Raw genomic sequence first — 22,445 nt, forward strand, 5'->3', positions numbered from 1 at the left:
AGGATAAATGGGATTTTGCGCATCGGAAGGCCCCGCGCTAGAAGCGCTTCCATGTCCACGACCTTCCAGCTCGACACCGCGACCAGTCGCGCAAATCCCACCCCTGCGCCGATGAAGCGCCTGACCGTCCCTGCCATTCAGCGCCGCAAGGTGGAGGGCAGGACGCAGGAGCCGCTCGTCATGCTAACCGCCTATACGGCCCGGCAGGCCCAGCTGCTCGACGCGCATTGCGATATCCTGCTGGTTGGCGATTCGCTGGCTCAGGTGATCTATGGCCTGCCTTCCACGCTGCCGGTCACGCTCGACATGATGATCGCGCATGGCGCGGCGGTCGTGCGCGGCAGCTATCACGCGCTCGTCGTGGTGGACATGCCTTTCGGGTCCTACGAGGAAAGCCCGCAGCAGGCCTTCGCTTCCGCCGCCCGGCTGATGGCCGAGACCGGCTGCGCGGCGGTCAAGCTGGAGGGCGGCGTCGCCATGGCCGAGACCATCGCCTTTCTCACGCAGCGGGGCATTCCGGTCATGGCGCATATCGGCCTCACGCCCCAGGCCGTGAATGCTTTGGGCGGCTACGGCGCGCGCGGTCGCAGCCAGGAAGAGCACGCCAAGATCATCTCGGACGGCAAGGCGGTGGCCGGGGCGGGTGCCTTCTCCGTCGTGGTGGAAGGCGTTCTGGAGCCGATTGCGATCTCGCTCACCCAGAGCCTCGACATCCCCGTCATCGGCATCGGCGCTTCTGCGCAATGCGATGGCCAGGTGCTCGTGGCGGAGGATATGCTCGGCATGTTCGATCGCGTTCCCCGGTTCGTGAAGCGCTATGCCGACATGGCCGGGCTCGTGTCGGAGGCTGCCGCGAGATATGCCGAAGATGTTCGCGCCCGCACGTTCCCCACGGCGGAACAGACGTACCAGCCCAAGTAAGGGAAAACGCCATAGGGCGGCACGCGGCGGCGCCCTTCAGTTCTGCAAGTCGTACTGCTTGAGCAGATCGTAGAGCGTGGGACGGCTGATTCCCAGCATCTTGGCCGTGCTCGAGATATTCCCTTCGCTGCGTGCCAGGGCATGGCGGATCACCTTGCGATCCGCCTGCTCCCGCGCTGCCTTGAGGTTGAGGGCGTTGATGACTTGTTCGTCGGGCTGGGCCAGGTCGAGATCGGCGGCGCCGACCAGTTTCTCGTCGGCCATGATCACGGCCCGTTTCACCCGGTTTTCCAGTTCGCGCACATTGCCCGGCCAGTGCCAGGCATCGATCGCCGCCAGGGCGTCGGTAGCGAAGCCGCGAACGGCGGGGTTCATTTCCCGGGCGTAGCGATGGAGGAACGCCTTCGCCAGCAGGGTGGCATCCCCGGGTCGCTCGGCAAGGCCGGGTATGCGCACGACGATTTCAGCGAGGCGATAGAACAGATCCTCGCGGAAGCGTCCTTCCGCGATCATGGCTTCGAGATCCTGGTGCGTGGCACAGACGATGCGGGTGTCCACCGGGATCGATTCCCGAGAGCCGACCCGCTCGATCACGCGCTCCTGCAGAAAGCGCAGCAGCTTGACCTGGAGTTGAAGCGGTATGTCTCCCACTTCGTCGAGGAAGAGCGTGCCGCCAGCAGCCTGCTCGATCTTGCCGGGCGTCGTCTTGACCGCGCCGGTGAAAGCCCCCTTCTCGTGGCCGAACAGTTCGCTTTCGAGCAGGTTCTCGGGAATCGCGGCGCAGTTGATCGCCACGAACGCGCGCTTGGCGCGGGCGCTGGCCTCGTGCAGGCCGCGCGCCAGCAGTTCCTTGCCGGTGCCGCTCGCACCCAGCAGCATGACGGAGACATTCGTATTCGCCACGCGTTCGATCGTCCGCCCGACACGGATCATTTCCGGTGCCGCCGTGAGCAGCCGTCCGAGCACTTTCTCGTCTTTTTCCACCCGCGCGGCCAGGCGGCGGTTCTCCTCCTCCAGCCTGTGAAGCTGGAGCGCACGGCGAACGATGAGTCCCAGCGCATCGATGTCGATCGGCTTCTGGTAGAAGTCGTAAGCGCCGCGCGCGATCGCCTGGAGCGCGGACTCCCGTGCACCGTGCCCCGAGGCGACGATCACCTTGGTGTCGGGCTTCAGCGCCATGATCGCGTCCAGGATCGCAAATCCTTCGGTCGTGCCGTCGGGATCCGGCGGCAATCCGAGATCGAGAGTCACCACGCTGGGCATCTCCGATCGAAGCAGCGTCAATGCCGAATTCCGATCGCCGGCAACGACCACGTCGAAGTCCTCGTAAGCCCACTTGAGCTGTGCTTGAAGACCGGCATCGTCCTCGACGACGAGGAGCTTGGGTCTGGTCTCGGTCATCCTCAGGCTACCTTCTGATCCTTGGAAGCGTCGGCCTCGGTACCGACGCACGGCGCCAAGGGGAGACGCACAGTGAAGCGCGATCCCACCCCTTCCCGCGACTCCACGTCGAGCCGCCCTTTCATGGCTTTCACCAATTCCCGCGCCTCGAAGGCACCGATCCCGAAGCCTCCGCTCTTGGTGGAGACGAAGGGCTTGAAAAGCCGGTTACGCACGAACTCCGGCGACATCCCGGTTCCGGTATCGACGACTTCGAACACGGCGTGGAGATCGTCGCCGCTCAGGGAGAGCGAGACCGCGCTTTCCGGAGCGCTGGCATCGAGGGCGTTCTGCACCAGGTGAACCAGGACCTGCTCGAGGGAATGGGCACTGGCGGTTACGCCGATTTCCCGCGTTTCGGCAAGCTCGAGCCGTCCCGTGGGCTGGAAACGCGTCATGACGGCGCGGGCCACATCCTGCGCAGCAACACGTTCGAGGCGGTCGACAGTTCCCCCTCCGTATCGGGAGAGCCGCGCCAGCAAGGCGTTCAACTTGTCCGACGAATTACGCAGCGTCACCAGCATATCGGCGCGAAACGCGGGGTTGTCGGCGTGAAGCTCGGCATTGCGGGCCAGGAGGCTGAACTGGCTGGCCAGGTTCTTGATGTCGTGCATCACGAAGGCCATGCGGCGGTGGAAATCATCGAACCGGCTGGCCTCCGCCAGGGCTTCCTGGCTGGCGTTCTCCGCCAGATAGCTGGCGAGTTGCTGGCCGATGACGCGCAGCAGGTCGAAGTCTTCCCAATCGAACTTGCGCGCCATGGCGGGCCGGGCCAGCACGACCAGTCCGACCAGGCGCTCATAGTGGACCAGGGGGACGAGTGCCCAGGCGCGGCGCTCAGCCAGGAGCCAGTCCGGCGCCTGCATCTCGAAACCGCCTGCCGCTATGCCCTCGCGGATCTCGTCGAGATCTGCGATATAGCTGGACTGCTCGAACAGGCCCAGCGTGCCTGCACGATAGGCGAGCGGCGGCACTTGCGCTTCCGGCCAGTTCCACCGCGCGGCCAGAACGAGGTCGCCCTGCTCGTCCGGGGTCAGCAGCAGCCCGGCCGGGCTATCGGTGATGTCCCCGACCGACTGGATCACGCGCTCCCCCAGCGGCGAAGACCCGTCGCCGGTCCTGCCGATCGTGCGGGTGAAGCGCAGCCACTCTTCCCGGTAATCATAGCGGTGCTGGAAGAAGTGCTTGGTCAGGATGACCTTGAGCCAGGCCCGCACGCGCCGCGACGGCAGCACCACCAGAGCGGCGGCGCTGGCGAATGTGAGGAAGCCCATCTCTATCAGCCGCGCAAAATCGCCGCCTGCATAGGACAGCCACTGCGCCACGGCCACCATGGCGACGAGATAGACGCCGATGACCAGTAGCGAGAAGGTCTGGAAGGTCACCGCACGCGAAGGCCTCAGGCGCAGTTCGTCCCGCTTGCGCGAGGCCGCGATCGCGAAGCACCCCGCCAGCACGAGCGCCGCCAACCCGCGCAGCGCCGCGATCTCGCCCGGCCAACTGCGTGCCAGATAGGCGACCGTGTAGAGGTTGAGGTCGAAAGTCCACAGCACGGCCAGTCCGATCGCCGGCCAGCGCAGCGCCGGGCGTACTTCGCGCGGCGCCCCGGCGTAAAGGTTGTGCACCAGCACCAGTCCGCCCACCGTGACGAGCAGGCGCAGCATGATCTCGACCTCGAAGCCGACAACTGCCAGTCCGCCGGGTATCGAGAGGTAGGAGAGCGCCAGCGTCACGCTGACGTGCAGCAGTTCCACGAAGGCCAGCGCGAAGATCACCGGCCGGATCGGCGCCAGGCTGGAATGCCGCCCGTCACTGGCAAAGAGACGGTAAATGGCAACCAGCCAGGCAAGATTGCGCAGGCTCTCCGCGAAAGAGCAGGCCACCGCCATCTCGGGAGTCAGCGCGGCCGCCGCGGCCAGGCACCAGGTCGCCGTCACGACGAGCGCCACCACGACGGGTGCCCCCGCGCCCGCCAGGCGCTGCCGCCGGGGCCAGAGCCAGAGCGCCAGACTGGCCGTAGCGATCGCGCCGGTCAGGTCGAACGCTACCCCGGCCGTTGCCCAGACACCCGGTTCCGCGCCGGCGCTCATCGTGCGCCTTCGCTCCAAAGCACCACGCGCAGCGTTTGCAGAATGATGAGCAGGTCCAGGAACGGCGTGTAGTTCTTGGCGTAGTAGAGGTCGTATTCCAGCTTGTTGCGGGAATCGTCTATCGATGCGCCGTAGGGGTAGTTGATCTGCGCCCATCCGGTGATGCCGGGTTTGACCATGTGCCGCTCGGCATAATAGCGCAGTTCCTCTTCGAGTTCGGCTACGAATTGCGGGCGTTCGGGACGCGGCCCGACGAAGCTCATCTCGCCCTTCAGCACGGTCCACGCCTGCGGAAGTTCGTCGATGCGGACCTTGCGGATGAAACGGCCGATCCGCGTGACGCGGGGATCGTCCTCGGCAGCCCACTGCGCGCCTGCGGCTTCCGCGTCGGTGCGCATGGAGCGCAGCTTGATAACGTCGAAACTCTGGCCGAACAGACCGACTCGCTCCTGCCGGTAGAAGGCGGGGCCCCGGCTGTCGATCTTCACCAGCAGCGCGAAAAGCAGGATGATCGGCGCCGTAACGCAAAGCGCCAGCGCGCTCGCGACGATATCGAACAGCCGCTTGGCCGCGCTGGACACCATACGGCCCGAAGAGAAGCCGTCGGAGAAGATCAGCCAGCTGGGATTGACGGTGTCGAGATCGACGCGGCCGGTCTCGCGTTCCAGGAAGCTGGAGAATTCGTTGACGTGGACACCGGTGGTCTTGATCCGCAGCAGGTCCTTGAGAGGTAGTGCATTGCGGCGCTCTTCCAGTGCGAGGACCACCTCGGTGACCCCCAGATTGTCCACGAAGCGCGTCAGATTGGCGATCGCGCCGCGCGCGATGGCCTCCTCCACCACCGGCTCGCCGTCGCTCATGGCGACATAGCCGACGATGGTGAAGCCGCTCTCGGGCCGTTCCGCCAGATCGCGCAGCCGCTGGGCCCGATGCCCGGCACCGAGCACCAGAACGCGGCGGCGAAAGGCGGCGGTGCCAAGGAAAGCGCCCAGGATCAGCCGGTTCGCCACGAGCAGAACGATCGCGAGGCCCATGGAATAGGCCAGGGTCGAGCGCCAGAAGTTTTCCGCCGCGAACAGGAAGTCGAGAAGGGCCAGGACGATCACGCCGAGCGAGATCGCCACGAGCAGCCGCGCTGCGGCAAAGCGCATCGAACGCAGGGCTTCGGCGCCGTAGACCCCCACGGCCACCATCGACAGCGAGAGCACGAGCGCGAAGCCGGCATGGATACCCAGGCGATCGCCCAGGTCCCCCAGCGCCATCCCGATCTGCCCCGCCCGCAACCGCCAGGAAACCTCGTTCGTCGCCGTCAGCAGGAGGACGTCCACGAGCCATAGCAGGACCACGGCATGGGGAATGTAATGTTTGAAAAGGCGAATCATCGTCGCGTGGCGCCATTCTCCAGGCCGAAACCGGCAGGGACGCCATGCCTATCCGAAAGGCGTAAACCCTCGGTGAATTTGACAGCCCCGCGCAAACCGCAACGATGCCGCGCAGAGCGCCCGCGCGGTTTCACCGCCCTTCCCTGTCGAACGGCCTTACACACGGGCAGCAGCAAAGCGCACTGATCGCTTCAGGTGCGAATCACTTGGCCGGCATGAGCCGCAAGGCCGTCAATGTCAGTGCCTCGCTTCCCGAGGCGATGACTTTGTCGGCCTGCGGTGCCCAGAACGGGCTGTGGAGCGAGGGCATCGGCGAACCGCCTGCTTTTGCCGCCGCCAGTTTCTGCGGATCGGCGCCTCCGACCCAGAATATCACCGATTTGATATGATCCTCGTCCGCGCGCCGGAATTCACCGAAATCCTCGCCGCCCATGACCGAGGGCGTAATCACGACATCGCTCTCACCCATTTTGGTCTTGAGATCGGCGACGGCCTCTTGCGTGAACTCGGGCGAATTCCACGTTGCGCGTGTGTAAGGCTCCTTCACGGAAACTTCCGGCAGGAGAGCGTCCGGCAGCCCGGAGGCGATCGCCTCGCCTCTTGCGATACGGCGGATACCATCCAGCAGATGGGCACGGGTCTCGTCGGAGTAGCTGCGGACTGTGAGTTCCAGCTTCGCCTGATCGGAAATGATGTTGTGCTTGGCCCCTGCGTGAAACGAGCCGACGGTCACGACGGCGGGGTCCAGAGGGCTGGTTTCGCGGCTGACGAGAGTTTGCAGCTTCATCACGATCGCACTCGCCAGCACGATCGGGTCCTTGGTCGCCTGGGGATAGGCCCCATGGCCGCCGACGCCTTTCACCACGACATCGACACTGTCCACATTGGCAAGCGCCCAACCGACGGCCGCGCCGACCTGACCCGCCGGAAGGTCGGCGGAATCGTGGAACGCCAGGACATAGTCCGGCTTGGGAAAACGCTTGTAGAGCCCGTCCTCCAGCATGCCGACCGCGCCGGTGCCGACTTCCTCCGCCGGCTGGCCGATCATGACCAGCGTGCCGGACCACTCCGCCTTGCGCTTGGCCATGAGCCGGGCCGTTTCGATCCAGGCGGTCATGTGCGTGTCGTGACCGCAGGCATGCATGATGCCGCTTTCGACCCCCGCCGTGGAGACGCCGCGCTGCTTCGACGCGAAGGCGAGGCCGGTCTGTTCGGTCACGGGCAGGCCATCCATATCCGCGCGAATCAGAACCGTCGGGCCTTCGCCGTTCTTCATCACGGCGACGATGCCGGTCTTCCCGACCTTTTCGGTTACCGTGAAGCCCGCCTCCCGTGCCGCCTTGGCCATGATCCCGGCACTGCGGACTTCCTGGTAGCTGAGTTCGGGATGGGCATGCAGATCGCGATAGATCGCCATCAGTCCCGCCATATCGCGCGAGATGGTCTCGGGAACGGGCCCCGCCGCAAGGGCCGTTCCCGATGGGGTGAAGCCCAGGGCGGCAAGGCCCAGCATAGCGGCGATGCGGGAAGATGTCATTCCGACATGACTAGGAAAGCGCAGCCTTTCAGGCAAGCGGCATGCGCAACCAGCTTCGGCGGGACGCCGGGAGCCAGAGAGCCGGGGGCCGTTCGCTTCGCAAGCTGACCAGCGGGGTACTGCTGGAAGCGCGCCGGCGATCGTTGCCGCCAGTGTCCCGGAATCTCGTTTCCTCGGCTCGGAACGAGCTTCCAGCAGACCTCGCGTCGATCGCACCCTTGAGAAACGAAAGACATGCCGCCGCTCGTGAACGGCGGGTTTTCAAGGTTACTGACAATGTAGGAAAGTCTTGCGGCGATCCGGGTCTTCTACCCCTTAAATTGCCTTTTTTTAGGCAGATAGCTCATATCGTTCAGCAGCTTGGCCGATTGTGTTCACTATTGAACCCCGCCGAACGACGTGCCGGAGCATGATCGCCTACTCCTGACGCGAAAAAGCCGCGAGACCCGGCGCGGGTTCGCGGCTTTTCGTGTGGTGCCCCTGGCCCGACTCGAACGGGCACGCCTTGCGACAAACGATTTTGAGTCGTTCGCGTCTACCATTCCGCCACAGGGGCACTTACGTGCTGCCAACCTCAAGGATCGGCATCGGCGCGGCTGGCTTTAGCCGCGCCTTGGCTTCGGCTCAAGTCACTTGAGCGCGTTTGCCAACAACTTGTGGAGACGGGAGTGCAGCGCGTCGTTGCCTGCAAGGATCTGCTCGTCATGAAACGGCAGCGAACGGCCCTTCCAGTCGGACACGAAACCGCCCGCCTCGCGCACGAGCAGGCAGCCCGCCGCCGTGTCCCAGGGCTTGAGGTCGGCTTCCCAGTACCCTTCGTAGCGGCCGGCAGCGACCCATGCGAGGTCGAGCGCCGCCGAACCGAAGCGGCGGATCCCCGCGACTTGCGGTGCCAGGGCATGGTAGATCCTGGTCCACTCGCCCGCGTCGCCATGGCCCGCGAAAGGAATGCCGGTAGCGATCACGCTCTCGTCCAGGTGACGACGCGAGGAAACGCGCAGGCGCTTGTCCTGAAGCCAGGCGCCGCGGCTCTTTTCGGCCCAGTAGCTTTCGTCGGTGATCGGGTTGTAGATCAGGCCGGCAGTGACTTCGCCCCAGCCCTTTCCATCAAGACGCGGCTCCTGCACCGCGATCGAGATCGCGAAGTGCGGGATGCCGTGCAGGAAGTTGGTGGTGCCGTCGAGCGGATCGACGATGAAGCGCGGCTTGTCGGGATCGCCCTCGATCTCGCCCGCTTCCTCGAAGAGGTAGCCCCATTCGGGCCGGGCGGCGCGCAGCTCGTCCCAGATGGTCCGTTCCGAGGCCTGGTCGGCCTTGGAGACGAAATCCGCCGGTCCCTTGCGCGAGACCTGGAGGTGCTCGATTTCGCCGAAGTCGCGACGCAGGCGGCTGCCCGCCTTGCGGGCCGCCTTTTCCATGACGCGAATGAGACCGGAGATGGCCATAAAACTTACCTTGTCCTTCGAGTACCGGCCGCAGCCGGTCTGATTATCGGCCCTGCGGCGCGGGGTGTTGCGGAGTGGCGGAAGCGCCGGTAGCGCCGGCAGCGGCTGCCGTGGGCTTGTAGCCGCAGATCGCCACCATGGCGCTCAGCAGTTCGGTGGGATTGTCGCGATGGATCTTGCCGGGATTCTCGGCGATCACCTTGTCCATCGATTCGCTGATCTTCTCGAGCGAATTGTTGTAGATGCAGCCGACCAGCGCGCCCTTGATCGGGCCTTCCACCTTCTCGGACTGCAAGCCGCTGATCAGCACCTTCAGATAGAGCATCGCACGCTCCACCTCCGGAGAAGGCGCGTGCCCACCGGCAGCCGGCGCCGCTGCCCCGGCCTTTGCAGGAGCGGCTTTGCCCCCGGATTGCGCAGGCGCCTTCTTCGGCGCGGCCTGAACCGGAACGGCCAGCCCTGCCACCAGGGCAGCCCCAGCGATGAACGACGCCAGCGCGCGCATCAGTCGGCCTTCTTCACGTAGGTCTTTTCGTAGACGTCCACGACGATGCGCGTACCGCTTTCGATGTGCGGCGGGACCATCACGCGCACGCCGTTGTCGAGCACGGCGGGCTTGTAGCTGGACGAAGCGGTCTGCCCCTTCACCACGGCATCGGCTTCGACGATGGTCGCTTCGACCTGCTCGGGCAACTGCACCGAGATTGGACGCTCTTCCCAGAGTTCGAGAAGAACCTGCATGCCGTCCTGAAGGAAGGCCGCCGCATCGCCCAGAAGGTCGGCGGGGAGCTGGATCTGCTCGTAGGTTTCGATGTCCATGAACACCAACTGGTCGCCCTCGACATAGAGGAACTGGAAGTCCTTGGTGTCGAGACGGACCTTCTCGACGGTGTCGGCGCTGCGGAAGCGGACGTTGGTCTTGCGGCCGTCGATGAGGTTCTTCATCTCGACCTGCATGAAGGCGCCGCCCTTGCCCGGCTGGGTGTGCTGCGTCTTGGCAACTTTCCAGATGCCCTTTTCGTATTCGAGAATGTTGCCGGGACGAATGTCGACGCCGCTGATCTTCATGGGATGAACCTTAAGATGGGAAAGAGCCGGTATTACCGAAAGCATGCGCCCTTAGCCGAGGAGACTGCCTGTGGCAATTGCTTCGCGCGGATGCTAGCGGTTCGTTATGATGCGCGCCTTCCGTAACGCCCCTTCCGTCGCTCTTGTTGTCGCCCTTGGCTTGGGCGCGGTTCCGCTCAACGCGCGACCCACCCCTCCGCCGGTCCCCGGCGGGCCGATCGGCACCATGGACTTGGGCCAATACCACTGCGAACGGGACGGCACGGCCGGCGGCCCGGTCGGCATTCGCCTGCCGCAGTACGACTTCCGCGTCGTCACCGGCTCCAACTACAAGACTCCCGATGGCGCGCGGGGCAGCTATCTGATGACCGGCGACCGCATCGCCATGACCGGCGGCGCGCTCAAGGGCATGAAGATGCACCGCACGTCCAAGGGCTTCCTGCGGCATGTCGGCACCGACGGCGCGGACAGCGACATTCGCTGCGTGCTGACTCGCGGCGGGCCTGGCCCGCTCGACGCTGCCGAGGGCGTGAACGAGCCCGACAACTGATTTCCTCGGCGGTCTGCCGCCTTCGCGAATGCGCCTGTTCCAGCGGCTGCTCCGCCACGTCTGGCAAAAGCGGAAAACCTGGGGCTCTCGCAACCTCCGGCACGGCAACCTCCGGCACGGGCGCGCGCAACCGATCGCTCGGCCGAAAATCCGGCCTCGCAAGCAACCAAGCCCGGCCATGAGCGGTTGAAACTCCTCGCAATCCCCGAGGAACCGCCACCATGAGCGAGACAGGCAGCCTTGCCGCGCATTTCAAGGCCAACATCGTGCTTTACGGCGCGCTGGCGGCCAATCTCGGCATCGCGGTCGCAAAATTCGTGGCAGCGGGGATCAGCGGTTCGTCCTCGATGCTGACCGAGGGCATCCATTCGCTCGTCGACAGCGGAAACCAGGTGCTCCTGCTCTATGGCCAGAAGCGCGCGGACCGTAAACCCGATCCCACCCACCCTTTCGGTTATGGGCGGGAACTCTACTTCTGGGCTTTCGTGGTCGCCATCCTCATCTTCGCCGTCGGGGCTGGAGTCTCGATCTACGAGGGCTTCGTCCATATCGCGCAACCGCACGCGATCGAGGATCCGGCGCTGAACTACATCGTGCTCGGCATCGCTTTCGTGATGGAAGGGGCATCCTGGTTCATTGCGGTGCGCGAATTCGATCGCGGGCGCGGCGAACAGACCTGGTGGCAGGCCATCCACCGCAGCAAGGATCCGCCGGGCTTCATCGTCCTGTTCGAAGACAGCGCCGCGCTGATCGGGCTCATGATCGCGGCTCTGGGCGTGTGGGCTTCGACCACCTTCGCCGACCCCCGGCTGGACGGCGTCGCTTCGGTGCTGATCGGCGGTGTGCTGGCCGGCGTGGCCGGGCTGCTCGCTCGCGAGGCCAAGGAACTGCTGATCGGGGAAGCCGCCGATCCCGTTCTCATCGCCAGGCTTCGCGGCGTGCTGGAAGGCCATGCGCAGATCGAGGCGGTCAATCACATTCGGACCATCCACACGAGCCCTCAGGCCATCTTCGTAGCCGTGAGCGCCGACTTTGCGGACGACTTGCGCATGGGCGATGCCGAGACGCTGATCGAAGATCTCGAGCGCCGGATGAAGGCGCTGTCGCCCTGGATCACCTCGATCTACATCCGGCCGGAAAAGCGTGGGGACGCCGTGGTCTGGTAAGCGGAAGCAGGAGGCGGAGCAGCGGCGTCGGAGCGAAAGCCTGACGCTTCTTAGCGAGAACGGCGGAGCACCAAGGCCCCGCCGTCCCGGAATTCTCAGGCGCCGACCAGCCCGCGAATGGCGCTTTCGAAAAGCGCACGGCCGTCGGTACCGCCATGGGTGTTCTCGATGGCGCGCTCCGGGTGCGGCATCATGCCCAGCACGTTGCCCGCCGCATTCAGCACGCCGGCGATCTGCCGGGCAGAACCGTTGACGTCCTCGGCATAGCGGAAGGCTACCCGGCCCTCGCCTTCGAGACGGTTCAGCGTGTCCTCGTCGGCGTGATAGTTGCCGTCATGGTGCGCCACGGGAATGCGGATGTGCTGGCCGGCCTCGTAGCCCGAGGTGAACAGCGACTGTGCGTTCTCCACCTTCAGCGAGACCTCACGGCAGACGAAGCGGATGCCTGAATTGCGCAGCAGCGCGCCCGGCAGCAGCCCGCTTTCGGTCAGCACCTGGAAGCCGTTGCAGACGCCGAACACCGGGACGCCGCGCGCCGCAGCGGCGACGACCGCCTGCATGACCGGCGAGCGCGAGGCAATCGCACCGCAGCGCAGATAGTCGCCATAGGAGAAGCCGCCAGGCAAGCCGATGAAATCGAGATTGTCCGGCAGTTCGGCATCGCCGTGCCAGACGCGGATGGTTTCGGTGCCCGAGATCTTCTCCAGCGCCACCGCCAGATCGCGGTCGCAGTTGGAGCCCGGGAACGTGACGACAGCGGAGCGGAAAGCCATCAGGCGACCTTCTCGATGCGGTAGTTCTCGATCACCATGTTGGCGAGCAGCTTGCGGCACATGTCGTCGAGCGCTTCGTCGCTGACCGAGTCCGCCACGTCCAGCTCGAAGAGACGGCCGGCGCGCACATCGTTGACGCCGGAGAAGCCCAGGCCTTCGAGCGAGTGGTGGATCGCCCGGCCCTGCGGGTCGAGGACACCAGGCTTGAGGCTGACGTGGACGCGGACTTTCATCACAGGGCCTTTCGCTCGAGCACGATCCGCTCGCTGAGCGGGTCATGCGCTGTTTTCGTTTGTTAGCCGCATTTTCCAAGTCGTCAGGTGATCCACCTGACGTGAAAATGCTCTGACGGGGCAGATTCGTTTCAGCGCCTATGGCCTCGGACAAGCGCGGGGGCAAGGTTTGAGAGTGCTCGTCCCTCAATGGAGGCGCAAACCGGCCGAGCAACTCCCGATTGAAGCGCGCGAGGCAACCTGCCATTTCCCTCCCCATGCACACTGAAATCTCGTTCGCCGGACAAGTCGCCGTGGTCACGGGTGCCGGCCAGGGCCTCGGCCGCGCTTATGCGCTGGAACTCGGTCTTCGCGGCGCGAAAGTCGTGGTCAACGATATCGGCGCCGCTCGCGATGGATCCGGTCACTCCGAGGCCGCGCTCGCGGTCGTGGAGGAAATTCGCGCCGCCGGCGGCGAGGCCATGGCGGACGGCGGCGACGTTTCCGACTTCGCGCAGATGGAAGCGATGGCCGCGCGCACCCGTGAAGCCTGGGGCGGCATCCATGTCCTTATCAACAATGCCGGGATCCTGCGCGACCGCACTTTCGCAAAAATGGACATGGCCGATTTCGAACGCGTCGTGCGCGTCAACCTGCTGGGCAGCGCCTATGCGACGAAGGCCGTGTGGGAGACCATGCGCGAGCAGACCTACGGGCGCGTGCTGATGACCACCAGTTCCAGCGGTCTCGGCGGCAACTTCGGCCAGGCCAACTACGGCGCGGCGAAACTCGGCGTGCTCGGCCTTGCCCGCACCTTGCGCATGGAAGGCGCCAAGTACGGGATCCGGGTTAATTCGCTCGCGCCCACGGCGGGCACCCGCATGACCGCCGATATCTTCCCGGACGAAGCCTACAATGCCTTCCGTCCCGAGGCCGTGGTTCCCGCCGCCCTGTTCCTCGTCTCGAAAGACGCCCCGAATGACGCCGTCGTCGGTGCCGGGGGCGGCGTGTGCCAAAGCGCCTTCATCACGATGAACGACGGCGTGCTGCTCACTGGCGAGACTCTGACCGTCGAGGGCTTCGCCGCAGCCTGGCCCCATATCCGCGACCGGGCGGGAGACTTCGTGCTGGAAACCGGCATGGAACAGGCACACCATGCCCTGTCCAAGGTCTTGAAGGGGCCAGACTGAACACCGGAAGCAGCGCCGCCGCCGATCAGTCCTCAACCACTTTCAGCAATTTGCGCTCCAGCGGGCTCAGCACACCGGCCAGTTCGTGACCGCGCTTGAGGACTTGCCCGGATTCTCCGAACAGGGTCCACATGCCCTGTTTGGCGCGCAGCGAGGGGCGCTTTTCCACGCGGGCCTGGGGACGCTCGGCGGCACGGCGAAAGGCGGAGAAGTTGGCCGCCTCCTTGCCGAAGTCCATCGCATAGTCGCGCCAGATCCCGGCGGCGACCATTCGGCCATAGAGGTCGAGAATGCGCTGGAGTTCCAGACGATCGAAGCCGACCTGAAGCGGCATTCGCCCCGGAAAGGCGACGACGGTGCCGGAAAGAGGCGTGTTGCCTGCGGACATCCGCCGGTCAGACGCCCTTTACGACCGGCTCGGCCCGCTTTTCTTCCTCAAGTTTGCGCATCAGCGAATCGACCTGGGCGCGCAGGGCCGCCACCTGTTCTTCCAGTTCGTCCACACGCTGGCTGCCGACCGGTTCGCAGGGTTCCTTGCAGGGCGTGCCGTAAGGCATGAATTCCTTGGCGTAGGTCTCTGCCTTGACCAGCGTGGAGCGGGCCTTGACGCCGATCATCGTCGCGCCTTCTGGCACGTCCTCTGTCACCACTGCACTGGCGCCGACGCGGGCGCGTTTACCCACGGTGACCGGGCCGATGATCTGCGCGCCGGAACCGACGATCACATTGTCCAGCAGCGTCGGATGGCGCTTGCCGCCCTTGCCGTTGGTCGGGTTCGACCCGCCGAGCGTGACGCACTGGTAGATCGTGACGTTATCGCCGATATGCGCGGTCTCTCCGATGACGGTGAAGCCGTGGTCGATGAAGAAGTTGCGGCCGATCGTCGCGCCGGGATGGATGTCGATCGCGGTCAGGAAACGGGAGACGTGGTTCACCACGCGGGCCAGGAAGAACAGGTCGGCCCGGAACAGCCGATGCGCGATCTTGTGGAAGAACAGCGCCCAGACGCCGGGATAGAGCAGAACTTCCCAACGCGAGCGCGGCGCCGGATCGCGCGCGACGACGGAATCCAGATAACGAACCAGATTACCCAACATCCCGCGAATCTCCCATCAATTGGCCTGCGTGGCAAGCCATGAGGTCAAGAGGCCCCAAGATCGCCATCGCCGTCCTGATCGCCTGCTGCATCGGCGGAATGCCCCTCTGAACCGTAAAGTTCCACCAGCGCCTCGCGCCAGATCGCCAAGGTCGGCGGCTGCTTGCGCTCCAGGCTGAGGCGATCGATCGCCGCGAGCAGCTTCTCGACGCCCAGATGGCTACGCTCGCAGCGCGGCACAAGGTATTCCCTTGCAGAAGGGTCGAGCGAGAGGCCGCGCATCTGCGCGTGAATGTCGATAAGCTCGCCGAGCATCTCTTCGTCAGGGTCGCCGATTTCCAGTTCGAGCGCGGCACCCAGGCGCGACCCCAGATCAGGGAGAGAGACCTGCCAGAGCCCCTCGGCATCCTCCGTGTTCCCCGCGCGGCGGCAGCTCGACACGATCAGCAACGGACGGCGGCTTTCCTGCGCCCGGTTCCAGCTATGGAATACGGCATCCTCGTCCATCCGATCGGCATCGTCGAGTGCGTCGCCATGCCCCGATTCGACGAACCAGCGCGCCAGCAGCGACTTGCCCGAGCGCGGCGGCCCGGAAAGGATCGCGCTGTGGAACGGCCAGGAACGCGATTCCAGCAGCCCGTCCACCGCATGGGCATTGGCATTGCCCACGACAATGCGCGGCGGGCTGTCGCTCGCGGCCGACAGCGGGAGTGGGATCTGCTTCATCACCGGGAAGACCTAGCGGGTGATCCTCAGGGCACCGCCGCCGCTCGTCACTTTCCAGCCCTGTCCGCGCAGAGCCGAGGCAAGCCGTTCGCTGCCGCCTTCGACGGTCACGCGCATCACCGATGTCCCGCCGACCGCAAGGCTCATGGTGGCGGCGCCGCGCACGCCCGGTACGCCGCGCACGGCGGCGAGCGCCGCATCGACGGCCGCCGCATCGGGCGAGGCGAACTGGACCGAGACCGTCTCGGCCGGGGCCGTGGACACCGGCGACGGCGTCGAACTGGGCAAGACGATTTCCTGCGGCAGCGCTTCGATCGGCGCACCGCCCTTGGGCATGAGCTTGGTGCGCAGTTCGGCGAAGGCGCGGTCGAGCACCTGGCCGCTGGTGGTCAGCGTCGGGTCGGGCCGCAACTCGCCGGCGGCAAGCGCATCGCGATAGAGCCCGTCCATGCGCTGCACCGCCTTGTCGAGCATGCCCGCGAGCTCCTGCTCGCTGCCCGCGTCCATCTCGAAGGTGCCGAGGAACGTGTTGTCCGGACCGTAGCGGGCTGTGAAGGTGCCGTGGATCGGGCCGCCGGGCCACTGCCGCTCCAGGCGGGCATAAGGAATCAGCACGGAGGCGGCGTCGAACTGGTTGAGCACGTTGCGCCACCACAGGCGGCTGCGGCGCGAGGCCTGGCCTGCCGTCAGGATCAGCGATTCGCCGCCTGCGCCCACGGGACGCACATAGTCGATCGGACTTTGCGAAGCCTGGAACTCCGCCCAGGCGCGCTGCCAGGGTCCGCGCACTTCGAAGACCTGCTGCACGCCGCCCGAATAGAGCACGGGCAGGACCAGCATCGGTGCCGAGCGGATCGTTGCGCCGCCGGCGCCGACATATTGCCCGGCGCGCGCCTTGTTGAAGATGACGCCCAGCGTGGCGATGTAGCGGCGCGGGCCGACCTGTTCCTGGCCGATCACCACGGAGGAGACCATCGCGTCGATCGCCTCCACCGGCATATCGGGGCCGCCCAGCTTCTTCCAGGCTTCCTTCTGGGCCAGCTTCCAACCTTCGAGGCGCGCTTCGGCGCCGGTCTTGGCAGTCACGTCGACCTTGATGCCGTTGACCTGGATATCTTCGGAATTGGCGAGCGGAGCTATGCCGCGATCGCCCTCCACTTGGGCCACAAGGCGATAGCCGCCCACGGCGCCGAGCGCGAGAATCGCCGCGCCGCCGGCTACGAGCGCCATGCGGCGCACCGTGCTTTCGCCGGAGGCTGCCCCGGACACGCGCCGGAATTTGGGGGAAAATGTCATCGCCATCATCAAACCGTGGGGCCTTTTGCCCAAACCCTTTCGGAAAACCAAGCCGTAATACGCCGCCTCCCGCAGCGACAGGGGAAGCATGCACAGCCGAAATCGGCGGAACAGCCCGCGCGAGACCGATCCGCGATAAATTTTTCCGCCCCGATTGCCGGAAATATCCCTGCCGAAACCCAAGCTCGGGCGTGACAGCGCCGCGTTTGCGCACTATGCGCGCGCAATGTCCGACGATAACACCCCGAAGAGCTATTCCTACGAGCAGGCCGGCGTCTCCATCGCTGCCGGCAACGCGCTGGTGAAGGCCATCGCCCCGCTCGCGAAATCCACCGCGCGCCCCGGCGCCGATGCGGAACTGGGGGGCTTCGGCGGTTTCTTCGACCCGCGCGCGGCAGGTTACAAGGACCCGCTGCTGGTGGCCGCCAACGACGGCGTCGGCACCAAGGTCAAGTTGGCGATCGACCATGACCGCCACGATCATATCGGCATCGACCTCGTCGCCATGTGCGTGAACGACCTTATCGTCCAGGGCGCGGAGCCGCTCTTCTTCCTCGACTACTTCGCCACCGGAAAGCTGGAGAACGGCGTCGCCGAGCGTGTCGTCGCAGGTATCGCCGAAGGCTGCCGCATTTCCGGCTGCGCCCTGATCGGCGGCGAGACCGCCGAGATGCCGGGCATGTATGCCGTCGGCGACTACGACCTCGCGGGCTTCTGCGTCGGCGCCGTGGAACGCGGCGAGCAGCTGACCGGCGACAAGGTTGCCGATGGCGACGTGCTGCTGGGTCTCGCCTCCTCGGGCGTCCACTCGAACGGCTATTCGCTGGTTCGCCGCCTCGCCGAGGACAAGGGTTGGAAGCTGGACCGCCCTGCCCTGTTCGATTCGGACACGCTGCTGATCGACGCGCTGATCGCGCCGACGCGCATCTACGTGAAGAGCCTGCTGCCGTTCATCCGCTCCGGCCGAATCAATGCCCTTGCCCACATCACCGGCGGCGGCCTGCTGGAGAACATCCCCCGCGTCCTGCCCAAGGGCCTCCACGCCCGGATCGACGCCGGTGCCTGGGAGCAGCCGCGCCTGATGGCCTTCCTCCAGGCCCAGGGCAACATCGAGCCCGGCGAGATGGCCCGCACCTTCAATTGCGGCATCGGCATGGTGCTTGCGGTTCCGGCGGATGGCGTGGCCGCGCTCAAGTCCGAACTGGAAGCGGCCGGAGAGACCGTCTTCGTGATCGGCATCGTCGAAGAAGGCCAAAAGGGCTGCACCGTGCAGGGCAGCGCCGAAGTCTGGTCCGCTCGCGAGGACTGGGAAGCCGTGCACCTTGGATGAGAGGGCCTCAGGGAAGGCTAAAGTCGCTGTCCTGATCTCAGGCAGCGGCACCAACATGGCCGCCCTGCTCTACGCCAGCCGCTTCGAGGATTGTCCCTATGAGATCGTCCTCGTCGCCAGCAACCGGCCGGACGCGGGCGGCCTCGCCCTTGCCGCCGCCGAGGGCGTGGCGACTTTCGCGCTGAGCCACAAGGGCTTTTCCCGCGAAGAGCACGATGCGGCCATGGACGCGGCGATCCGCGAATCCGGTGCACAGTGGATCGCGCTCGCGGGCTATATGCGCATTCTGACCGAAGGCTTCGTGCGAGGTTGGGAAGGCCGGATGGTCAACATCCACCCTTCGCTCCTGCCGAAGTATACCGGCCTCCACACTCACCAGCGCGCGATCGACGCAGGCGACAGCCATGGCGGCGTCAGCGTCCACCTTGTCATTCCCGAGCTGGATGAAGGCCCCATCCTCGGCCAGATCCCCGTCGCCATCGTTCCCGGAGACACGGCCGAGGCACTCGCCGCGCGCGTGCTGATGGCCGAGCACCAACTCTACTCGCGGTGCCTGGCGGAACTGGTCGTGCGCGAATCGAGCCCGGAATGGCTGCTGGATCGTGTGCGCGAACGCGCCATGGCACTGCCGGAAGCCGACGAGGTCGAGAGCCACGGCATGCCCTGCTTCGGCGTGATCAAGGGGAAGAAGTTCGCCTATTTCACTTCGAACCATCATGCCGACGGCCGCACCGCCCTGCTCGTAAAGATCAGCGGAGCCGACGAGCAGGCGATGCTGATCGAGCAGGACGCAGGTCGTTACTTCCGCCCCGCCTACTTCGGAGACGGCTGGATTGGGATCCGTCTGGATCTTGGCGAGAACGATTGGGACGCGATCGGAGCATGGCTCACTCGATCTTGGCGCGCGATCGCGCCGAAGAAGCTGACTTCACTCATGGATGCCGCCGACCAGTTCTGAGCACGCGCTTTAGCCGCGTCCATCGTCGTTCCGATTGAGGCAGGGGGCGGGTATGCGCAATCAGGCCCCCACTGCCCCTGCATCCCGGATCATCCGCCCGAGCTGGTCGAGCAGGCAAAGCCGTTCCTTCTTGAGATCCTCCAGCCTGGTATCGGACGCAGCATCCAGTTCCGTTTCGATCCGGTAGATCGCGCCGTTCACCTCGTCATAACGGTCGGCCAGCACCGCGAAGTGGCCGCGCGTGGCCTTGAGGTGCTTCAGGACTTCGAGATCGTCCGGAAACTCGGCGGCGAGTTCGTGGGCTTTGTGGGACATCGGGTCTCCTCTTCGCTCCAATCGCATCAACGGCGTGATCGCAGGATAGTCTGCCCTTGCCGACGCTGCCTTGCGCGGGATCAATCCTCAGATCTCGGAATAATCGACTTGCGGTCGGCTTTCTCGCGTACCGCGATAACGCTTTTCAGGTTCCGACGGATCCGCGGTGATCACCACATGATCGTCGTGCACCTCGACCAGCGTTCCCACGAACGGCAGGCCTTCCAGACCGCCGTTCACGCGGTAACTCACCATGTCTCCCACTTTGAAGGTCTTCTCGTCAAAGTTGAAGGCGAACGGACAGACTTCGTCAGACGTACCCAGGCCCTGCATCGTCGCTCTCCGGTTTTTCCAAAGCCTAACGCAAAAGGCGTGTTCGCCAAAAACAAAAAGGCCGCCCCGGAGGACGGCCTTTTCTGATCGAATGACGCCTTAGCTTCAGCCGACGATTTCTTCCGGCTTGAAGAAGTAGGCGATCTCGATCGCCGCGTTCTCGTCCGAGTCCGAACCGTGGACCGAATTGGCTTCGATCGATTCGGCGAAGGTCTTGCGGATGGTACCTTCGGCAGCGTCGGCCGGGTTCGTGGCGCCCATTACGTCGCGGTTGCGCTTCACGGCATCTTCGCCTTCGAGAACCTGCACGACTACCGGGCCGGAGATCATGAAGGAAACCAGGTCGTTGAAGAAAGGACGCTCCTTGTGGACCGCGTAGAAGCCCTCGGCCTGCTCCTGCGAGAGCTGGATGCGCTTCGAAGCGACGACGCGCAGGCCGGCTTCCTCAAGCAGCTTGGTAACGCCGCCGGTCAGGTTGCGGCGGGTCGCGTCGGGCTTGATGATCGAAAAGGTGCGGGTGACCGCCATGGTAGGTTCCTTGAAAAAAGGGTTGGAATCTTGCGCGCGCCAGTAGCCGGGAACGGGCCGGATCGCAAGGCGGGCGAGATTAACTTGCGGTCGTGATGCTTCATCGTCGTCCCGGACTCGATCCGGGCCGACGGGATCAGGCAGCCTGGACCCAGCGCCCGCCGTCCTGTTTCCAATAGTGATGCTCCACGCCTTCGCGGGTGCGCAGCATGCGCCAGGTGTCTCGCGCGTGCTGCAGCGTGGTTTCGTCGAACAGGAAGAAAGTGCGCTCGAACGGCGTCTCGCCTTCCCGCCACTGGCCGTCGGCGATCGCCAGGAACTTCGCGCCATTGGCGGGTTCAGGCGTTTCAGACAGCAGGATCGGCTGGCGATCCTCGTTGCCGTCGCCTGCGAAGCCGTTGGCCAGGAAGCTCTCCGGGCCCACGGACCACAGGGCCTGGCAGATGCGCTGGCGCTGGCCGAGATCGGCGGAGACGACGAGCAGGCGCCCGCCATTCCCCGCAACCTTTCCGGCGATCAGCGCCAGGGCGCTTTCGGCAGGGTCGCGACTGAGCTGATAGAAATCGACGCGCATGTCGCGGCCCTGCCGTTCGGCTTACGCTTCGAGAGTGTCGCGGACGAAGCGATCGAGCAGGCGCACGCCGAAGCCGGAAGCGCCCTTGTCCCAGGTCGCCCCCGGCTTGTCGGTCCACACGGTTCCGGCAATGTCGAGGTGCGCCCAGGGGGTGTCGTTCTCGATGAAGCGCAGCAGGAACTGCGCTGCCGTGATCGAGCCGCCGAAGCGCGGGCCGACGTTCTTGATGTCGGCGATCGGGCTGTCGATCATCTTGTCGTAGTTCGGCCCCATGGGCATGCGCCACAGGCGGTCGCCCGAAGCGTCGCCGGCGGCGGTGAGCTGCGCGGCAAGCTCGTCGTTGTTCGAGAACAGGCCCGCGTATTCGTGCGCAAGGGTAATGAGGATGGCGCCGGTCAGCGTCGCAAGGTCGATGACCTTGGCGGGCTTGTACTCGCGCTGCACCCAAGTCAGCGCGTCGCAGAGCACCAGACGGCCTTCGGCATCGGTGTTGATCACTTCGATGGTCTGGCCGGACAGCGAGGTGACGACGTCACCGGGGCGCTGGGCATTGCCGTCGGGCATGTTTTCCACAAGTCCGCAGACGCCGATCACATTGGCCTTAGCCTTTCGCAGCGCCAGAGCGAGCATGGTGCCAGCCACCGCACCGGCGCCGCCCATGTCCCACTTCATGTCTTCCATGCCGGCCGCCGGCTTGATCGAGATGCCGCCGGTGTCGAAAGTCACGCCCTTGCCGACGAAGGCGACCGGGGCCTCGCCCGCCGTGCCGCCGAGCCATTCCATGACCAGCAGACGGGCAGGACGCACCGATCCCTGCGCCACGCCGAGCAGCGAGCCCATGCCGAGTTCGGCCATTTCCTTGTCGTCGAGCACGCGCACCTTGAGGCCGCTGCCCGCCACTTTCGCCTCGACACGGGCCACGAAGGATTCGGGATAGATCACGTTGGCCGGCTCGGTCACGAGTTCGCGGGTGAACGAGACGCCGGCCACGATCGCCTGCTCGACCGCCCAGACCGCCTCGGTGCCTTCCGGCGCGCCGACTACGGCGATGTCCCCAAGGCTGGGCTTCGCGTCGTCGGCCAGCTTCGTGCGGTAGGTGTCGAGGCGCCATGCGCGCAGCACCGCGCCGAGCAGCGCAGCTGCCGCTTCGTCAGCCGAGAGGCCTGCGCCGGTCAGGTCCAGCGTGACGGCCGTCTCGCCCGAAGTCAGGTACTTGCCGACAACGGCCGCGCCGGCGCGCTCGATCGCGCTCTTGCGATCCGCCGCGTCGGCCGCGCCGATGCCGGCCAGCGCCACGCGCACGGTCTTGCCGTCACGCTCGACGAAGCCTTCGAAGATCTGTCCGGCCTTGCCGGTGAAGCGCGAGACCTTGGCGCCTTCCACGAGAACCGGCTCGATATCGGCGGGAATCGAATCCTGGTTCACGAAGCGGGCAACGAGACGCGCCGAGGCGGCGGCAGCAGCGTCAAGGAACTGGATATTCATGAGATCTCCTGAATCACGTGGGCGAGCGCC

The 22,445-nt window shown here is 65.4% G+C and carries 24 protein-coding genes and 1 tRNA gene; 6 read left to right on the forward strand and 19 right to left on the reverse strand.

The genetic code is table 11. The features are described from left to right. The first annotated feature begins 51 nt into the window (after positions 1 to 51). Entirely contained in the window at positions 52 to 921 is an 870-nt protein-coding gene (gene panB, locus L284_RS39975) for a 3-methyl-2-oxobutanoate hydroxymethyltransferase (RefSeq protein ID WP_021234996.1), read from the forward strand. A 36-nt stretch (positions 922 to 957) separates the two neighbouring features. Here the strand turns inward: panB and prsR are convergent, their stop codons facing one another. The 8 genes from prsR to efp all read right to left on the reverse strand — a co-directional run bounded on the left by prsR (position 958) and on the right by efp (position 9,883). Further along, positions 958 to 2,322 carry a PEP-CTERM-box response regulator transcription factor gene (gene prsR / locus L284_RS39980; protein ID WP_021234997.1) on the reverse strand — a complete coding sequence of 455 codons (1,365 nt, stop codon included), beginning with the start codon at positions 2,320 to 2,322 and terminating at the stop codon, positions 958 to 960. Between the two features lie 2 nt (positions 2,323 to 2,324). Further along, positions 2,325 to 4,451 (reverse strand): XrtA/PEP-CTERM system histidine kinase PrsK, encoded by a 2,127-nt coding sequence (prsK, locus tag L284_RS39985; RefSeq protein ID WP_021234998.1) that lies wholly within the window; start codon positions 4,449 to 4,451, stop codon positions 2,325 to 2,327. Next, positions 4,448 to 5,833 (reverse strand): TIGR03013 family XrtA/PEP-CTERM system glycosyltransferase, encoded by a 1,386-nt coding sequence (locus L284_RS39990; protein WP_021234999.1) that lies wholly within the window; start codon positions 5,831 to 5,833, stop codon positions 4,448 to 4,450. Before L284_RS39990 ends, prsK begins: the two co-directional genes overlap by 4 nt. 202 nt (positions 5,834 to 6,035) lie before the next feature. After that, positions 6,036 to 7,370 carry an amidohydrolase gene (locus L284_RS39995; RefSeq protein ID WP_021235000.1) on the reverse strand — a complete coding sequence of 445 codons (1,335 nt, stop codon included), beginning with the start codon at positions 7,368 to 7,370 and terminating at the stop codon, positions 6,036 to 6,038. A 472-nt stretch (positions 7,371 to 7,842) separates the two neighbouring features. Then, positions 7,843 to 7,926, reverse strand: a tRNA-Leu gene (locus L284_RS40000). Positions 7,927 to 7,999: 73 nt separating this feature from the next. Further along, positions 8,000 to 8,815: an inositol monophosphatase family protein gene (locus L284_RS40005; protein WP_021235001.1), complete on the reverse strand. Its 816-nt coding sequence runs from the start codon at positions 8,813 to 8,815 to the stop codon at positions 8,000 to 8,002. Between the two features lie 43 nt (positions 8,816 to 8,858). Further along, a complete protein-coding gene (locus L284_RS40010) occupies positions 8,859 to 9,320 on the reverse strand; it encodes a hypothetical protein (RefSeq protein WP_021235002.1) in 462 nt (153 codons plus the stop codon). After that, a complete protein-coding gene (gene efp / locus L284_RS40015; RefSeq protein ID WP_021235003.1) occupies positions 9,320 to 9,883 on the reverse strand; it encodes an elongation factor P in 564 nt (187 codons plus the stop codon). The genes L284_RS40010 and efp overlap by 1 nt, the downstream gene beginning before the upstream one ends. A 106-nt stretch (positions 9,884 to 9,989) precedes the next feature. On the opposite strand from efp, the gene L284_RS40020 reads away from it, so the two are divergent. Beyond that, entirely contained in the window at positions 9,990 to 10,433 is a 444-nt protein-coding gene (locus L284_RS40020; protein ID WP_021235004.1) for a hypothetical protein, read from the forward strand. A 221-nt stretch (positions 10,434 to 10,654) separates the two neighbouring features. Further along, on the forward strand, positions 10,655 to 11,599 hold the full coding sequence (locus L284_RS40025; RefSeq protein ID WP_021235005.1) for a cation diffusion facilitator family transporter: 945 nt from the start codon (positions 10,655 to 10,657) through the stop codon (positions 11,597 to 11,599). Between the two features lie 95 nt (positions 11,600 to 11,694). On the opposite strand, the gene purQ is transcribed toward L284_RS40025, so the two are convergent. After that, positions 11,695 to 12,372: a phosphoribosylformylglycinamidine synthase subunit PurQ gene (gene purQ, locus L284_RS40030; RefSeq protein WP_021235006.1), complete on the reverse strand. Its 678-nt coding sequence runs from the start codon at positions 12,370 to 12,372 to the stop codon at positions 11,695 to 11,697. Beyond that, positions 12,372 to 12,605, reverse strand: a complete 234-nt coding sequence (purS, locus tag L284_RS40035) for a phosphoribosylformylglycinamidine synthase subunit PurS (protein WP_021235007.1) — start codon at positions 12,603 to 12,605, stop codon at positions 12,372 to 12,374. The genes purQ and purS overlap by 1 nt, the downstream gene beginning before the upstream one ends. 257 nt (positions 12,606 to 12,862) lie before the next feature. Between purS and L284_RS40040 the strand changes: the two genes are divergently transcribed. After that, the gene (locus L284_RS40040) at positions 12,863 to 13,774 is read left to right on the forward strand and encodes an SDR family NAD(P)-dependent oxidoreductase (RefSeq protein WP_021235008.1); all 912 of its coding nucleotides are present in this window, start codon (positions 12,863 to 12,865) and stop codon (positions 13,772 to 13,774) included. Positions 13,775 to 13,799: 25 nt separating this feature from the next. On the opposite strand, the gene L284_RS40045 is transcribed toward L284_RS40040, so the two are convergent. From L284_RS40045 to L284_RS40060, 4 genes are read right to left on the reverse strand one after another with little or no spacing between them, the layout of a single operon-like run. After that, positions 13,800 to 14,162, reverse strand: coding sequence for a DUF2794 domain-containing protein (locus L284_RS40045; RefSeq protein WP_031342683.1), 363 nt, complete (start codon positions 14,160 to 14,162; stop codon positions 13,800 to 13,802). A 7-nt stretch (positions 14,163 to 14,169) separates the two neighbouring features. Next, positions 14,170 to 14,871 carry a serine O-acetyltransferase EpsC gene (gene epsC / locus L284_RS40050; protein WP_021235010.1) on the reverse strand — a complete coding sequence of 234 codons (702 nt, stop codon included), beginning with the start codon at positions 14,869 to 14,871 and terminating at the stop codon, positions 14,170 to 14,172. 44 nt (positions 14,872 to 14,915) lie between these two features. After that, positions 14,916 to 15,596, reverse strand: a complete 681-nt coding sequence (locus L284_RS40055) for an HdaA/DnaA family protein (RefSeq protein ID WP_021235011.1) — start codon at positions 15,594 to 15,596, stop codon at positions 14,916 to 14,918. A 12-nt stretch (positions 15,597 to 15,608) separates the two neighbouring features. Continuing rightward, positions 15,609 to 16,898: a hypothetical protein gene (locus L284_RS40060; protein ID WP_031342685.1), complete on the reverse strand. Its 1,290-nt coding sequence runs from the start codon at positions 16,896 to 16,898 to the stop codon at positions 15,609 to 15,611. A gap of 220 nt (positions 16,899 to 17,118) precedes the next feature. Here L284_RS40060 and purM point away from each other — a divergent pair, with 220 nt between their 5' ends. Together purM and purN are read left to right on the forward strand one after the other, a co-directional pair. Next, entirely contained in the window at positions 17,119 to 18,222 is a 1,104-nt protein-coding gene (gene purM / locus L284_RS40065; protein WP_021235013.1) for a phosphoribosylformylglycinamidine cyclo-ligase, read from the forward strand. Continuing rightward, the gene (gene purN, locus L284_RS40070) at positions 18,215 to 19,180 is read left to right on the forward strand and encodes a phosphoribosylglycinamide formyltransferase (RefSeq protein ID WP_031342686.1); all 966 of its coding nucleotides are present in this window, start codon (positions 18,215 to 18,217) and stop codon (positions 19,178 to 19,180) included. Before purM ends, purN begins: the two co-directional genes overlap by 8 nt. Before the next feature lie 60 nt (positions 19,181 to 19,240). Here the strand turns inward: purN and L284_RS40075 are convergent, their stop codons facing one another. The 5 genes from L284_RS40075 to L284_RS40095 form a co-directional block, all read right to left on the reverse strand. Further along, positions 19,241 to 19,495, reverse strand: coding sequence for a YdcH family protein (locus tag L284_RS40075; RefSeq protein ID WP_021235015.1), 255 nt, complete (start codon positions 19,493 to 19,495; stop codon positions 19,241 to 19,243). 87 nt (positions 19,496 to 19,582) lie between these two features. After that, entirely contained in the window at positions 19,583 to 19,828 is a 246-nt protein-coding gene (locus tag L284_RS40080) for a hypothetical protein (protein ID WP_021235016.1), read from the reverse strand. Between the two features lie 105 nt (positions 19,829 to 19,933). Continuing rightward, positions 19,934 to 20,356 (reverse strand): nucleoside-diphosphate kinase, encoded by a 423-nt coding sequence (gene ndk / locus L284_RS40085; RefSeq protein ID WP_021235017.1) that lies wholly within the window; start codon positions 20,354 to 20,356, stop codon positions 19,934 to 19,936. A gap of 136 nt (positions 20,357 to 20,492) precedes the next feature. Beyond that, complete coding sequence (locus L284_RS40090) at positions 20,493 to 20,930, reverse strand: DNA polymerase III subunit chi (RefSeq protein ID WP_021235018.1); 438 nt, start codon at positions 20,928 to 20,930, stop codon at positions 20,493 to 20,495. Between the two features lie 21 nt (positions 20,931 to 20,951). After that, on the reverse strand, positions 20,952 to 22,415 hold the full coding sequence (locus tag L284_RS40095; protein WP_021235019.1) for a leucyl aminopeptidase: 1,464 nt from the start codon (positions 22,413 to 22,415) through the stop codon (positions 20,952 to 20,954). Positions 22,416 to 22,445 lie beyond the last annotated feature (30 nt).

It is taken from the genome of Novosphingobium lindaniclasticum LE124 (genome assembly GCF_000445125.1).
Lineage (GTDB): Bacteria > Pseudomonadota > Alphaproteobacteria > Sphingomonadales > Sphingomonadaceae > Novosphingobium > Novosphingobium lindaniclasticum.

Coding starts and splice junctions, on each gene's coding strand:
- L284_RS40020 (WP_021235004.1), top strand. CDS start 9,990: ATGATGCGCGCCTTCCGTAACGCCCCTTCCGTCGCTCTTGTTGTCGCC.
- purQ (WP_021235006.1), bottom strand. CDS start 12,372: ATGGCTTTCCGCTCCGCTGTCGTCACGTTCCCGGGCTCCAACTGCGAC.
- L284_RS40060 (WP_031342685.1), bottom strand. CDS start 16,898: ATGGCGATGACATTTTCCCCCAAATTCCGGCGCGTGTCCGGGGCAGCC.
- L284_RS39990 (WP_021234999.1), bottom strand. CDS start 5,833: ATGATTCGCCTTTTCAAACATTACATTCCCCATGCCGTGGTCCTGCTA.
- L284_RS40010 (WP_021235002.1), bottom strand. CDS start 9,320: ATGCGCGCGCTGGCGTCGTTCATCGCTGGGGCTGCCCTGGTGGCAGGG.
- panB (WP_021234996.1), top strand. CDS start 52: ATGTCCACGACCTTCCAGCTCGACACCGCGACCAGTCGCGCAAATCCC.
- L284_RS40055 (WP_021235011.1), bottom strand. CDS start 15,596: ATGAAGCAGATCCCACTCCCGCTGTCGGCCGCGAGCGACAGCCCGCCG.
- L284_RS40040 (WP_021235008.1), top strand. CDS start 12,863: ATGCACACTGAAATCTCGTTCGCCGGACAAGTCGCCGTGGTCACGGGT.
- L284_RS40005 (WP_021235001.1), bottom strand. CDS start 8,815: ATGGCCATCTCCGGTCTCATTCGCGTCATGGAAAAGGCGGCCCGCAAG.
- L284_RS40045 (WP_031342683.1), bottom strand. CDS start 14,162: ATGTCCGCAGGCAACACGCCTCTTTCCGGCACCGTCGTCGCCTTTCCG.
- L284_RS40095 (WP_021235019.1), bottom strand. CDS start 22,415: ATGAATATCCAGTTCCTTGACGCTGCTGCCGCCGCCTCGGCGCGTCTC.
- purM (WP_021235013.1), top strand. CDS start 17,119: ATGTCCGACGATAACACCCCGAAGAGCTATTCCTACGAGCAGGCCGGC.
- L284_RS40090 (WP_021235018.1), bottom strand. CDS start 20,930: ATGCGCGTCGATTTCTATCAGCTCAGTCGCGACCCTGCCGAAAGCGCC.
- purS (WP_021235007.1), bottom strand. CDS start 12,605: ATGAAAGTCCGCGTCCACGTCAGCCTCAAGCCTGGTGTCCTCGACCCG.
- L284_RS40075 (WP_021235015.1), bottom strand. CDS start 19,495: ATGTCCCACAAAGCCCACGAACTCGCCGCCGAGTTTCCGGACGATCTC.
- epsC (WP_021235010.1), bottom strand. CDS start 14,871: ATGTTGGGTAATCTGGTTCGTTATCTGGATTCCGTCGTCGCGCGCGAT.
- prsR (WP_021234997.1), bottom strand. CDS start 2,322: ATGACCGAGACCAGACCCAAGCTCCTCGTCGTCGAGGACGATGCCGGT.
- prsK (WP_021234998.1), bottom strand. CDS start 4,451: ATGAGCGCCGGCGCGGAACCGGGTGTCTGGGCAACGGCCGGGGTAGCG.
- L284_RS40080 (WP_021235016.1), bottom strand. CDS start 19,828: ATGCAGGGCCTGGGTACGTCTGACGAAGTCTGTCCGTTCGCCTTCAAC.
- L284_RS39995 (WP_021235000.1), bottom strand. CDS start 7,370: ATGACATCTTCCCGCATCGCCGCTATGCTGGGCCTTGCCGCCCTGGGC.
- ndk (WP_021235017.1), bottom strand. CDS start 20,356: ATGGCGGTCACCCGCACCTTTTCGATCATCAAGCCCGACGCGACCCGC.
- efp (WP_021235003.1), bottom strand. CDS start 9,883: ATGAAGATCAGCGGCGTCGACATTCGTCCCGGCAACATTCTCGAATAC.
- L284_RS40025 (WP_021235005.1), top strand. CDS start 10,655: ATGAGCGAGACAGGCAGCCTTGCCGCGCATTTCAAGGCCAACATCGTG.